Origin of the sequence: Lentzea kentuckyensis, assembly GCF_002150765.1 — a bacterium.
Classification (GTDB): domain Bacteria; phylum Actinomycetota; class Actinomycetes; order Mycobacteriales; family Pseudonocardiaceae; genus Lentzea; species Lentzea kentuckyensis.
In genome coordinates this window covers 1-13,051 of record NZ_MUYM01000112.1, presented here as the reverse complement: position 1 = coordinate 13,051, position 13,051 = coordinate 1, and the positions used below count along the sequence as shown (strand labels likewise).

Here is a 13,051-nt window from a genome sequence, read left to right as displayed (position 1 = left end):
GCCACTAGCCCTGGCAGACCGGCTGGTAGTCGGACTCCGGGGACAGCTCGGCCCACTCGGACTCGGTGAGGTCGCGGCCGACCAGCGCGCAGATGCGCTGGACGGCTCGCTCGGGGTCGGTGTGCCACACCATGGCCGTGAAGTCGTTGCTCGTGGTGGCGACCGTGTCGTCGTCGAGGAATTTGACGGTGCGCAGTGGTTGCGTGTGTGCGTTCACCACCGCGAGCGGAGTGCGGCTCGGCACGTCCCACAGGCGTACCGTCGCATCCCACGACACGGACACGAGCAACTTTCCGTCCGGGCTGAACGCGATGTCGTCGACCCTGGACGTGTGCCCGCGCAGCACGGCCAGTTCCGCGCCGGTTCTGCGGTCCCACAGCCGGATCGTGGTGTCGTTGCCGGCGGTCGCGAGCGTGTTCTCGTGGATCGCCACGCCGTTGATCGGTTCCGTGTGTCCACGGAGGACTGCTGTTTGGCGGCCGGTCTGGACGTCGAAGGCGCGGGCGGCGGTGTCGCCGGACATGAGCAGGGTGCGGCCGTCCGCGCTGATCGCGATCTTGGTGACGGGCGAGCGGTCACCGGGGAACGTGGCGACCTCGCGGTGGGTGCGGACGTCCCAGAGCCGGGCACTGCCGTTGTAGTCGCCGGTCGCGAGGAACCGGCCGTCGGGGCTGAAAGCGACAGTGCTCATCGAGCCGTGGCCGCCGCCCAACGAGCTGATCAGCTTCTCCCGGCGGAAGTCCCACAGTTGGACGTGGTAGGCGAAGCTGCCCGCCGCGAGCAGGTCGCCGTGAATCGCCAGGCCGCCGATCTGCCCGAGCGCGGAGTCCAGTGAACCGGTCTGGAGGTGCCGCTTCGTGTCCCACAGCCGGATGACGCCTTCCCGGTCGCCGGTGGCCATCACGTCCGGCGCGCTGGTGACCGCCGTGACGTAGTCGGTGTGTTGGTACACGCTGCCGCGCAGGTCCCACAGCGACACCGTGCGGTCGGAGCCGGCGACGATCAGCGTGCTGCCGTCGGGTGTGATGACCGGTCCGTCCACGACTCCGGTGTGGCCGTTGAGCACGCGCAGCAGTCGTCCGGTCGCGATGTCCCACAGCCGGGTCGTGCTGTCGTAGCCGGTGGTGGCGACGGTCCGCAGGTCCGGGGTGATCGCGAGGCCGGAGACCGCGTCGACGTGACCCGCCAGCACGGTTCGCGCGTCCGAGGCGAGATCCCAGACGATGCCGGTCGAGTCGTGGCTCACGGTGATCAGCTTGGTGCCGGCGAACCGGACGCCGTCCAGGTAATGCGTGTGGCCCTCGAACGTCCGCACATGGCGTCGTTCGGCGACGTTCCACAGTCGCGCTGTCCCGTCGTTGTCCGCGGACGCCAGCGACGTGCCGTCCGCGTTGAACGCCACGTCGCTCACTGCTTCCGTGTGCCCGGTCAGCTGGGCGATCTGCCGCCGTTGGACGGCGTCCCACAGCCCGACAGTTCCGTCGTAGTTGCCAGTGGCGATCAACGTGCCGTCAGGGCTGAACGCCAGGTCGGTGACACCTTTGGCGGGCACGACGCCGGGTTGCGGACCCCACCAGCGCAACGTGTCGTCCTTGCCCGCGCTCACCAGCGTGTCCGGATCGCGCGGGTTGAAGGCGACCCCTTGGACCCAGCCGGTGTGTCCCTCCAGCGTCGAGATCAGCTCACGTTTCCTCAGGTCCCACAGCCGCACCTTCCCGTCCCGGCTGGCGGTCGCGATCCGTGTGCCGTTCGCGTCGACCTCCGCCTCCACCACCATGTCCCCGTGCCCGGTGAGCCGGCCCGCGAACTGCTGGGTCTGCGCCTCCAGCACGCTGCTCCGCGCTTCGGCGGACGGTGCGGTCCGCCAGGCCGCGACCGCCGCGAGCATCGAACGTTCGGGCGTCTTCGTCCGCAGTGCCACCGACTGCGCCGCGAGCGCACGGGACAGCGCGATCCGGCTCTGCTGGTCGGCGATGCCGAGTTGCACCACGGCGGTGATCCCGAAGATCACGGCGATGACGGTGAGCAGCACCAGGGCGCCCGTGACGACCTTCGTCCGGAGGCGGCGAACTCGTTGCTGCTGCGCGGAAGCATCCAGGAACGAGCGGGCGACGGGGCTGAGGTCGTCGTCGGTCGCCTGGCGGGCCCAGGTCCGGGCGACCTCGAGCCGGCTGTCCCGGTAGAGCAACGAGGTGTTGTCGCGGGCGTGGTTCCAGGCGACCGCGTCGTCCTCCAGGTCCTGGTGGGTGAGCCGGCCGGCGCGGTCGGTGTCGATCCAGCGCTGCAACCGCGGCCAGCTCTTCAGCATGGCCTCGTGCGTGATCTCCACCGTGTGCTGCCGCTGGGTCAGCAGGCGGGCCTGGGTGAAGCGGTCGACCACGACCGCGGTCACGTCGGGGTGTCTGCTGGACTCGATCAGCGTCGCGCGGGCGACCCGCCGGCGGGTGTCGTCGGCGCCGTCCCCGAGCTTGGTCAGCCGCAGGAACACCCACTGCGCGGCCTGCTGCCCGAACTGGTCGAGATCGGCGAACACGCGGTCGGCGGTGACGGCCACGGCCCGCTGGATGCCGCCGGTGCTCTGGTAGCCGGACACCGTCAACGTCGTGCCCTGGCGCTGCTGCCACACACCCCGCAGCGCGTGCGCGAGCAGCGGCAGCCGGTCGGCGGCGTAGGCCTGGCCTTCGCCTTCCGCGGTGGTGCCCAGGTCCCGCAACAGCAGTTCGACCAGCCCGGGTTCGATCTCCAGCCCGACGTCCTGCGCGGGGTAGAGGATCGCTTCGCGCAACTCGTCCTCCGACATCGGCCCGACCACCAGGGGCCGGTCGCGCAGGGCGGCACGCAACGTCGGATGGTCGACGCAGGCGGCGAAGAAGTCCGCTCGCAGACCCACCACGACCAGCGCCACGTCCTCGGCCAGCTGGGCCAGCACGTCGATGAAGGCGGTGCGCTGGGCGGGGTCGCCGCACAGCGTGAAGAGCTCCTCGAACTGGTCCACCACGAGCACGACCCGTTGGCCGTTCGATGACGTTTTCAGGTCCGGCACGAATCCGTCCGGGATGCGCGGCGGAGCGTCCGCCGGCAGGGGCTCGAGTCCTGCGAGCGAGGCCAACTGGCCGACCAGCGTCCGGACGGGATCGGCGGTCGGCGTCAGCACCACCGCCGGCCATCGGCTCGAACCGGGCAGGGCTCCCTGCGCCAACCGCGCGAGGAGTCCCGCGCGCAGCAGGGAGGACTTCCCCGCGCCGGAGGGGGCCACGACCATCTGCGGACCGCCGCCGGAATCCAGCCGCTCGTGCAGTGTGCCGATCAATTCGGCGATCAACGCGTCCCGCCCGAACAGCCAGCGTGCCTGCTCCAGTTGGAATGAGGCCAATCCCGGATAGGGACATATGTCGGTGACGGTGCCAGAACGGACGCGGCTCCGGCTTTGGTGTCCGTCCGCGTAGTGCACGTGCAGATCACGCCCGGCCACGGTGATCTCGCCTGCCTGGAACACCGAACCCCGCACGTCACCGGCCAGCTGGTTGGTGACGGGCGGGGTGGCCTCGGATGACGACTCTGCATCGTCCTTCACGCACGCGCTCCTGAGTGAAGAATTAGGAAAGCGCAAGGTAGCGGAAATTCTCGGAATTCGTCACTGAGGCGTTCGGGTGGAATTGATTTCCCCGCGTCAACCATTTGTCGGTGGGCGTTGTCGACGGACTGTCGACGGACTGTCGACGGCGGCTGGCAACGTCGTCGGCGTCGTTCGACCCAGGGGAGGAGGAACCATGCAGAAGATGTCGATTCGCAAGGCCGGGACGATCCGCCTGACCAGCCCGAGCTACTACTGCCCGTGCTCGGCCAACTGATCGCGTGACGCGGCCGGGGCTGGCCTGCGGATGGCGCGTCCAGCCCCGGCCTTCCAGTTCTTCGTCAAAGAGTTCGCCAGAGGGGGTGCCGCATGTCTGTTCGCCTGCATCGGCTCACGATGGTGGCGGAACGCGACGGTGTCATGGTCGGCCGCCCGGACACCGGTTCCTACGCGATGTTCCCGGAGGAGGGCGCGGAGACGTTGCGTCAGCTGGGGGCCGGGAGGTCGGTCGACGAGGTCGCGGCCTGGTACGAGAGCGAGTGCGGTACGCCGCTCGACTTCGAGGACTTCTTCGAGGTGCTCGACGAGCTCGGGTTCCTGGTGGCCGGAGACGCGGACGCGCCGGTGGAGAAACCGGTGCGCTGGCAGCGCGCGGGACGGTGGGCGTTCTCGTGGCCTGCTTGGGTTCTGTACGCCGCGTTGATGGTGGGTGCGGTCGTCGCGATGGTGCGGATCCCGTCGCTTCGGCCGTCCTACCACGCTTTCTTCTTCACCGACCACATCTCGCTGATCCCGATCGTGCTGACGTTCACGCAGATTCCGCTCGTGTTGCTGCACGAGTGGTTCCACGTGCTGGCCGGACGCCGGCTCGGGCTGCCGTCGACGCTGGGCATCGGGCGCCGGTTGTACTACCTGGTCGCGGAGACGCGGCTGGACTCGTTGCTCAGCGTGCCGCGCCGGCAGCGCTATCTGCCGTTCCTGGCGGGCATGTTGCTGGACGCGTTGCTGGTGGCCGTGTTCACGTTGACCGCCGCCGTGCTCATGGACCGGAACGTGCCGACGTGGGTGCCAGGGATGGTGCTCGCGATCTCGTTCAGCACGTTGCTGCGGCTGGTGTGGCAGTTCATGTTCTACCTGGAAACCGATCTGTACCACGTGATCGCGACGGCGTTGCGGTGCGCGGACCTGCAGAACGCCACCCGGTTCTTCATCCGGTCGCAGGTGCGGCGGCTGCTGCGGCGGCCCCCGCAGGCGCCGGACGCCGAGTGGACGGACCGCGATCTCGTCGTGGCGCGCTGGTACGCGCCGCTGCTGGTGCTCGGGTACGGGTTCTCGCTGGGCAGCCTCGCCTGGGCCGGCATCCCGACGGTGTGGCGGTTCTGGTCGACGGTGTTCGAGCGGATCACCGCACCGGACACGCCGACCTCGGAAGTGATCGACACGTTGATCTTCCTCAGCATGGCCGTCGCACAGCTGGGTCTGCTGATCTACGTCACCGTGCGGGACCGGCGTGCCCGGGTTCGCACCAGGGCTACGCAAGGAGCGCTCGCATGACTTCACCGCAGGCCCGGCACAGCTGGGCGGTCACCTCGGACTCGCTGCCACCGGCACCTGCCCCGCACGTCGAGGCGATGTGTCATCGCCGGTCGCGCGGACCGTACACCGGAGCGGGCGCGCTGCTGCGGCAGATCGTGCCGGAACTGTTGGCGCACAACGCTGATCTGGTGCTCCCGAGAGCGACGAACATCGTCGCGATCGCACCGGAACTCGCCGCCGTGCTGCCGTTGCCGGAGAAAACGCTGACGGAGGCGGCGGAACCCAGGGAACGCACGCGGTTCTACTCCGCCGGACGCACCGAACGGCTGGTGCACGGTGTCGCCGAGCTGGTGATGGACTGGGCCAGGGTGCGGCACCCGGACGGTGTCGTGGTCGCGTTCACCTACGTGGGGGAGGCCGACGCCACCGACCGCGAACTCCTGACGGTCCTGTTGCGTCGCTGCGATCCCCGGCAGCTGACCGTCGTCGTCGAGCTCGATGATCCCGGTGACGACACGGCGCTCGCGGACGCGTTGGCCAAGTACGCTCGAACTGGGGCCCGCCGCGGCCGGAAACCGGTCCAGGGCGACGACCTGGCGCAGCTGTACATCGACTCGGACGGCGTTCTCGACGACGAGGCCGTCCTCGCGGCGTACGACGAGCTGCCGCCGGACGAGCGGGCACGGCGGCACACCGCGCGTGCGGAAGAGCTTGCGGCGCAGGGAGAACCCAGTGTCGAGCTGGGGGCGATCCCGTACCACCTCGAACGCGGCACGGACCGGGTCGTGGCGGGCGAGGCGCTGCTGGTGGCCACGACGCGGTGCCTGGAGCTGGGGTATTACCACGCGTCGATGGACCTGGCCCTGCGCGGGCGGGAGCTGGTCTCGGAGGAGGAACAGCCGCAGCTGTACTGGAACCTCACCACCAAGGTCGCGGCGTGCCTGTCCTACCTCGGACCGGCGGAGGACGCCGCGCGGTATCTCGCCGAGCTGCGGCACACCACCGACGCCGAGATGCACATGCGGTCCAGCTACATGACAGCGATGCTGCACACCCGCTACATGCCGAAGGACGAGCTCGACCACGAGCTCGCGGCGGAGTGGTCCAACATCTCGATCGTCCTCGCCGACAACTACCCGAAGCCCGAACGGCGCACGTTCAACGGGGCGTTCATGCGCAACGGCAAGGCGCTGGTCGAACTGCACCGGGGCGATCTGCAGGCCGCGCTGGACCTGGTGAACGAGGCGATCGGGATGACCGACTCCCATCTCGGGCACGAGGAGCAACTGCTGCACCGGTCGGTGCTCACGCACAACCGGGCTCAGGTGCTCGCGGCGATGGGCGAGCACGCCGCGGCGTTGCTCGACTACGACGACGTGATCCAGCGGGATCCCAACTACGGCGAGTACTACTTCGACCGCGCCACCGTGCGCCGCGCGGCGGGCCGGGAGGCGGAGGCGCTCGAGGACTACGCCGCGGCGATCCGGCTGAGCCCGCCGTTCCACGAGGCGCACTACAACCGCGCGGACCTGCTCCGCGAACTCGGTGACGACGAGGGCGCCCTGCGGGACCTGGACTACGCGCTGGTGCTCGAACCCGACCACGTCGACTCGCTCGTCAACCGGGTCGATCTGTTGCTGGAGAACGGGGAACTGGCACGGGCGGCCGCGGACGTCGAGCACGGGCTGGCGCTGGACCCGCAGAACGCGCGGCTGCTCTCGGCGCGCGGCGGCCTGCACGCGGAGGCCGGCGAGCACGACGCGGCCTGGGCGGACTACAGCGCCGCGCTGGCGGAGGATCCGGCACTCGTGGCGGCGTGGGCGAACCGTGCCGTCCTGGCGTTCACGACCGGCCGGCCCGTGCAGGCGGTGGACGACCTCACCGCGGCGATCCGCTTGGCGGACAACGGCATGCTGCGCGTGAACCGCGCCATCGCGCTGCAGGCGATGGGAAACCACCGCCAGGCCGTCCGGGACCTCGACGCCGCGCTGGCCGCCGGGGCCGACGACCCGGACGTGCTGTACCTGCGGGGCGTGAGCCGGCAGGCACTGGGCGACGACGCCGGAGCCCGTGCGGACTGGGAGGCGCACCTCGCGGCGTACGGCGACGAGATCTCGCCGCACGCGGGGCAGATCGCGGAGAGTGTGGCGTGACCACGACGGTGCCGGAGGGGCTTTCCATAGCGCTGCACCAGCACGCCAAGGGGGTCGCCGTCGTCACGGCCGGGCTGGCCACGCCGGTGGGGTTCTGCGCCACGTCGCTCGCGCCCGTGTCCCTCGACCCTCCCTTGCTGTCGTTCGCCATCAACACGGAGTCGGCGTCGTGGGCGGTCATCGAGACCGCCGAGCACGTCTCGGTGAACCTGCTGGCGGACGACCAGGAGGACGTCGCCCGCGCGTTCAGCCGGCCCGGTGCCGAGAAGTTCGGTCCGGCGACGCGGTGGTACCGCGACAGCGCGGGGTTGCCCGCGCTGCGCGGGGTGCTCTGCCGGTGGCGGATCGCGCCGCTGGAACGGGTCCGGGTGGGCCGCCACAGTCTCGTCATCGGTCTGGTGGTGGCCGTCGAACGTGGATCGCCCGCCAAGTCGCCTCTCGTCCATTACGGCGGCAGATATGGCCGATTGGACCGCGCATGATCGTTTTTGGTCGCTGACCGGCAGTTTTGTCCCACTGCGACAGAGAGCGTATCCCGGTCCTGGTGGCTAACTCCTTGTACTGCGTGGAAACCGAGTTCGCTGCACGGCAGCCGCAGTTCCAGGTGCTGGGGCCGTTCGAGGTGCGCGTGCACGACGAGGTGCTCGACCTGGGCGGCCCGCGGATCCGGACGCTGCTCGCGTTGCTGACGGCGAACGCGGGCCGGGTGACGACCGTCGGCACGATGGTGGAAGCGTTGTGGGGCCCGCAATCCCCGCCCGACGCGCAGCGCACCGTGCGCAGCTACATCTCCCGGCTGCGGCGCGCGCTCGCCGTCGACCGCCTGATCGTCACGCACCCGGCGGGCTACGTGCTGCGGCTCGAACCGCACGTCGTCGACGCCCGCCGGTTCGAACGGCTCGTCGAGGCCGGCAGGGACGCCCTGTCCGCCGGTCGGCCGGCGAACGCCGCCGAACAGCTCTCGCTGGCGTTGACGCTGTGGCGGGGTGAGGCGTACGGCGAGTTCAGCGCGACACCGGTGTTGCGGGCCGAGGCGGCCAGGCTGGAGGGCCTGCGGCTCGGCGCCGTCGAGGACCGCGTCGACGCCGACCTCGCGACCGGGGCGGGGGTGACGCTGGTCGAGGAGCTCACCGGGCTGACCGACCGGCATCCCGGCAGGGAACGCCTCTGGGGGCAGCTGATGACGGCGTTGTACCGGGCGGGCAGGCAGGCCGAGGCCCTCGACGCGTACCTGCGCGCCCGCACCCTGCTCATCGACCGGTTCGGGCTCGATCCCTCACCGCGGCTGTCCGAGATCCACCAGCAGGTGCTGGACAACGACGCCCAGCTGTTCGGCGTACCGGCCGCCACACCGAGCGAACCGGCCAGGGACGACCTTCCCGGCGACATCGGGGACTTCGCCGGCCGCGAGGCCGAGCTCAGCCTGCTGGCGGCCGCGCGCGCCGCCGGCCGGCACGCCGTGGTGATCCAGGCGATCGACGGCATGGCAGGGGTCGGCAAGACGACGCTGGTCGTGCACGCGGCGCACCGGTTCGCGCAGGACTACCACGACCGGCTGTTCATCGACCTGCACGGCCACGCGTCCAGCCAGCGGCCCGTCACGGCGATGGCGGCGCTGGACACACTGCTGCGGGCACTGGGCGTACCGCCCGACCGGATCCCGCAGGACCCGGACGCGCGGGCAGCGTTGTGGCGGGCCGAACTGGCCACGCGTTCGGTGCTCGTCGTGCTGGACAACGCCGCCGACGCCGCGCAGGTGCGTCCGCTGCTGCCCGGCACGTCGCGCAGCCTGACGCTGATCACGAGCCGGCGCCGCCTGGTCGACCTCGACGCCACCCAGGTCGTGTCGCTCGACGTGCTGCCGGAGACGGCCGCGGTCGCACTGTTCACCAGCGTCGCGGGTGGCGACCGCACCGCGTACCCGGTGCACGAGGTCGTCGCGTTGTGCGGTCACCTGCCGCTCGCGATCCGCATCGCCGCGGCGCGGCTGCGCGCACGTCCCGCGTGGACGGTGGGCTATCTGGCGGAACGCCTGCGCCAGGCGCATTCCCCGCTGACCGAGCTCGAAGCGGGCGATCGCAGCGTGGCCGCCGCGTTCGCCCTGTCCTACGAACACCTCGGCGCACCGCAGCGACGCGTGTTCCGGCTGCTCGGCATCCATCCCGGCCCGGACTTCGACGCCCACGCCACCGCGGCCCTCGCGGGAGTGGACCTCCCCGAGGCCGAACGGCTGCTGGAAAGCCTCGTCGACGACCACCTGCTGCAGGAACCCGCGCCCGGCCGCTACCGCTTCCACGACCTGGTCCGCCAGCACGCGCAGGCCGTGGCACTGGCGGACGAGCCGGAGCCGTCGCGGCACAAGGCACTGCGCCGGGTCGTCGACTACTACCTGCACACCGCGCACAACGGCAGCAGACTGCTCGACCAGCAACACCCGCCGATCACCGTCGACGCGGCCGACTGCGTCCCGCACCCGCTGCCCGACAGCGCGGCCGCGATGGCGTGGTTCGACGCCAACCACCGCTGCGTCCTGGCGGCGCGGGCCGCGGCCGAGGACGCGGGCTGGGACACGGTGGTGTGGCAGCTCGCCTGGTCGCTGGACAACTTCCACTACCGGCGCGGGCACCTGCACGACAACATCGCCTCCTGGCAGGTGGGGCTCGTCGCCGCCGAACGACTGGGCGACCTCGCCGTGCAGGCCCGCGCCCACCGACGGCTCGGCCTGGTGTACGCGCCGCTGGGCCGGGACGCGGAGGCGTTGCTCCACCTGCGACAGTCGCTGGTGCTGTCCGAACAGGTCGGCGACACGCTCGGCCAGGCCGGCGCGCACCTCGTGCTGGCCCTGGCGCTGACCTGGCAGCAGGACGACCACGGCGTCCTCGCGCACCTCACCAGGGCGCGGAACCTGTACCACCGCATCGGGAACACGCAGTGGGAAGTCCGCGCCCTGAGCATGATGGGCGCCTCGTACACCCGCCTCGGCCACCACGTCCGCGCCCGCCGCTTCTGCGAGTCCGCGCTGACGTTGTGCGTGCGGCACAACGACATATACGGCCAAGCGGACAGTTTGGACAGCCTCGGCGCGATCGCCGGCAACACCGGCGACCACCACCTCGCGCTGCACCACTACGGCCGCGCCCTGGCGCTGTGGCGCGACCTCGACAACACCTACCGGCAGGCGGGCACGCTCGCCGCGCTCGGTGACACGCATCGCGACCTCGGCGAACGCGAGCAGGCGCAGCAGCGCTGGCAGGAGGCCATCGACCTGTACCGCGGGCAGAACCTCCACCAGGCGGCCGACCGCATCGCGCAACGTTCCAAGTGAGCACGTTTGGGACTGCTGAGGGCGGGTATGCGTGCGACGTGCGAACGCGTCGCTGGGCAGTGCTGATCGGCCTGGGTGCAGGCCTGCTCGCCGTGGTGCTGATCGGGGTGTGGCCGGTGAGCGCCGGGCAGTACCGGTCCACTGTGGAGACCGGCGTCCAGGAGGCGGTGTCCTCCGTCGGCACCGCCCGGATCGCCGGGCAACAGGCGTTGCGCGGCAACACGTTCCCGCCGTATCAGTCCACTGTGGTCGATGATGCGCGCAAGGCCCTCGCGACGGCGGCGTCGGACGTCATGGAGCTGCAGGTGCCCGGACCGGACTCCGCACGGCTGCGCGACGACGTGTCGCCGTTGCTGCAGGATTCCGCTCGTCTCGTCGGAGATCTGGGCGCGGCACTGGAGAACGACGACCGGCCTGCCGCCGAGGCCGCAGTCGCCGGGCTGACCGCTGTGGGGGAGAAACTGGCGGCGGTGCTGGAGGGACTGCGATGAAGCGGTTCCTGGCCGTGACGCTCGGCATCCTCACCGCGATCGGCGGCTTCGTCGACATCGGTGACCTGGTGGCGAACTCGGAGACGGGTGCGCGGTTCGGCATGCGGCTCGCGTGGGTCGTCGTGGTCGGTGTCGTCGGCATCTGCGTGTACGCGGAGATGGCGGGCCGGGTGGCCGCGATGAGCGGGCGTCCGGTGTTCGACCTGGTGCGCGAACGTCTCGGACCCCGTGTCGCGCTGGCGAACCTGGCCGGCTCGTACCTCGTCACGCTGCTCACCCTCAGCGCGGAGATCGGTGGTGTCGCGCTCGCGATCCAACTCGCCACCAGCGTGCACTACCTGTTGTGGGTGCCCATTGCCGCGTTCGTGCTCTGGGTGGTGCTGTGGCGGGTCAAGTTCGAGCCGATGGAACGCGTTTTCGGGCTGACCGGGCTCGCGCTCGTGGTGTTCGTCGTGGCGTTCATCGCGCTCGACCCGCCCTGGGCCCAACTGACGGACCAGGTCACGACGTTCGGCCCGCCGCAGACGGAGGACTGGGGCACCTACGGGTTCTTCGCGGTCGCGCTGTTCGCCGCGGCCATGACGCCGTACGAGGTGTTCTTCTTCTCGTCCGGCGCGGTGGAGGAGAACTGGTCGCCCCGCGACCTGACGACGGAGAGGGTGAACGTCTTCGTCGGCTTCCCGCTCGGCGGCCTGCTCTCGTTGGCGATCATGGGCTGCGCGGCCGTCGTCTACGAGCCCGCCGGCATCCAAGTCGACACCCTGGGACAGACCGCGCTGCCGGTGGCGATGGCGCTCGGCAAGCTCGGTCTGGCCGTGGTGATCCTGGGCTTCTTCGCGGCCACGTTCGGCGCGGCACTGGAAACCGGGCTCTCCGCCGGGTACACCGTCGCCCAGTACTTCGGCTGGCAGTGGGGAAAGCTCGTCCGGCCCCGGCAGGCCGCGCGGTTCCACACGGTCGTGCTGGTGAGCATCCTGCTCGGGGTCGCCCTGCTGCTCACCACGGCCGACCCGATCGCGATCACCGAGTACTCGCTGGTCTTCAGCGCGGTCGCGTTGCCGTTGACCTACCTGCCGATCCTCGTCGTCGCCAACGACCGCGACTACCTCGGCGACCACGTCAACAGCCGGTTCACCAACGTGCTGGGCGTGACGTACCTGGTGGTCATCCTCGTGGTGGCGGTCGCGGCGGTGCCCCTGATGATCCTGACCGGGACGGGAGGGTGAGCGTGCGCGTCGACTTCGACCTGCTGGACCGCCAGATCGTCGATCTGGACGGCTACCTCGTCGGCAAGGCGGACGACGTCGAGTTCGGCGTGACCGAGGACGGCCGGCCGTTCGTCGCCGCGATCCTCGTCGGCCATCACGCGCTGGGCACGCGCATCGGCGGCGTGCTCGGCCGGTGCATGGCCGCGGTCGCCCGGCGGCTGCACACCACCGGGGACCCGCGACCGCTGCGCATCCCGTTCGACCGCGTCGCCGACATCGGCAGCGCGATCCGCCTCGACGTCCGGCACGAGCTGCTGGACACCCCGGCACTGGAGTTGTGGTTGCGCGACAACGTGATCGGGCGCATCCCTGGAGCCACCGATGCTGGCCAGTGACCTGCTCGGCAAGGACGTGCGCGACCGCGCCGGACACCCGCTCGGCCGGGTGGCGGACCTGATCACCGAACCCGACGGGAGCGGACGGCACCGCGTCGTGCGCGTGCTCGTGACCCCGCGACGGCGTGGGCGGCTGCTGGGCTTCGAACGGCCCGGAATCCAACCGCCGTGGCTGCTGGAACGTCTCTCCCGCCTGTTGCACCGCGGCACGCACGAGGTGGCGTGGGAAGACGTTGACTGGTCGGACGAGTAGTTGGTGGCACGTCCCGGAACGTTGGCGAGGTGATCCACGCTCAGCGGGGCGCCTCGCGGCGGCGCGAATTCCCCGGCAACGTACCGGGCTACACCACTAATAGTGCTTTGTCGGGT

The 13,051-nt window shown here is 70.6% G+C and carries 9 protein-coding genes; 8 read left to right on the top strand and 1 reads right to left on the bottom strand.

Going from position 1 to position 13,051, the window contains the following annotated elements:
• Positions 1-4 precede the first annotated feature (4 nt).
• Positions 5-3,574, bottom strand: a complete 3,570-nt coding sequence (locus tag B0F77_RS39385) for a WD40 repeat domain-containing protein (RefSeq protein WP_086668159.1) — start codon at positions 3,572-3,574, stop codon at positions 5-7.
• Between the two features lie 369 nt (positions 3,575-3,943).
• On the opposite strand from B0F77_RS39385, the gene B0F77_RS39380 reads away from it, so the two are divergent.
• From B0F77_RS39380 to B0F77_RS39345, 8 genes are all read left to right on the top strand, one after another.
• The gene (locus B0F77_RS39380) at positions 3,944-5,128 is read left to right on the top strand and encodes a hypothetical protein (RefSeq protein WP_143467158.1); all 1,185 of its coding nucleotides are present in this window, start codon (positions 3,944-3,946) and stop codon (positions 5,126-5,128) included.
• Complete coding sequence (locus B0F77_RS39375) at positions 5,125-7,263, top strand: tetratricopeptide repeat protein (protein WP_086668157.1); 2,139 nt, start codon at positions 5,125-5,127, stop codon at positions 7,261-7,263. Before B0F77_RS39380 ends, B0F77_RS39375 begins: the two co-directional genes overlap by 4 nt.
• On the top strand, positions 7,260-7,745 hold the full coding sequence (locus B0F77_RS48280) for a flavin reductase family protein (RefSeq protein WP_158102949.1): 486 nt from the start codon (positions 7,260-7,262) through the stop codon (positions 7,743-7,745). Before B0F77_RS39375 ends, B0F77_RS48280 begins: the two co-directional genes overlap by 4 nt.
• Before the next feature lie 62 nt (positions 7,746-7,807).
• Entirely contained in the window at positions 7,808-10,588 is a 2,781-nt protein-coding gene (locus B0F77_RS39365) for an AfsR/SARP family transcriptional regulator (RefSeq protein ID WP_245849254.1), read from the top strand.
• A gap of 38 nt (positions 10,589-10,626) precedes the next feature.
• Positions 10,627-11,079, top strand: a complete 453-nt coding sequence (locus B0F77_RS39360) for a hypothetical protein (protein ID WP_143467157.1) — start codon at positions 10,627-10,629, stop codon at positions 11,077-11,079.
• Complete coding sequence (locus B0F77_RS39355; protein ID WP_086668154.1) at positions 11,076-12,305, top strand: NRAMP family divalent metal transporter; 1,230 nt, start codon at positions 11,076-11,078, stop codon at positions 12,303-12,305. Before B0F77_RS39360 ends, B0F77_RS39355 begins: the two co-directional genes overlap by 4 nt.
• A gap of 2 nt (positions 12,306-12,307) precedes the next feature.
• Complete coding sequence (locus B0F77_RS39350; RefSeq protein ID WP_245849252.1) at positions 12,308-12,682, top strand: hypothetical protein; 375 nt, start codon at positions 12,308-12,310, stop codon at positions 12,680-12,682.
• Complete coding sequence (locus tag B0F77_RS39345) at positions 12,669-12,935, top strand: PRC-barrel domain-containing protein (protein WP_086668152.1); 267 nt, start codon at positions 12,669-12,671, stop codon at positions 12,933-12,935. The genes B0F77_RS39350 and B0F77_RS39345 overlap by 14 nt, the downstream gene beginning before the upstream one ends.
• The last annotated feature ends 116 nt before the right edge of the window (positions 12,936-13,051 follow it).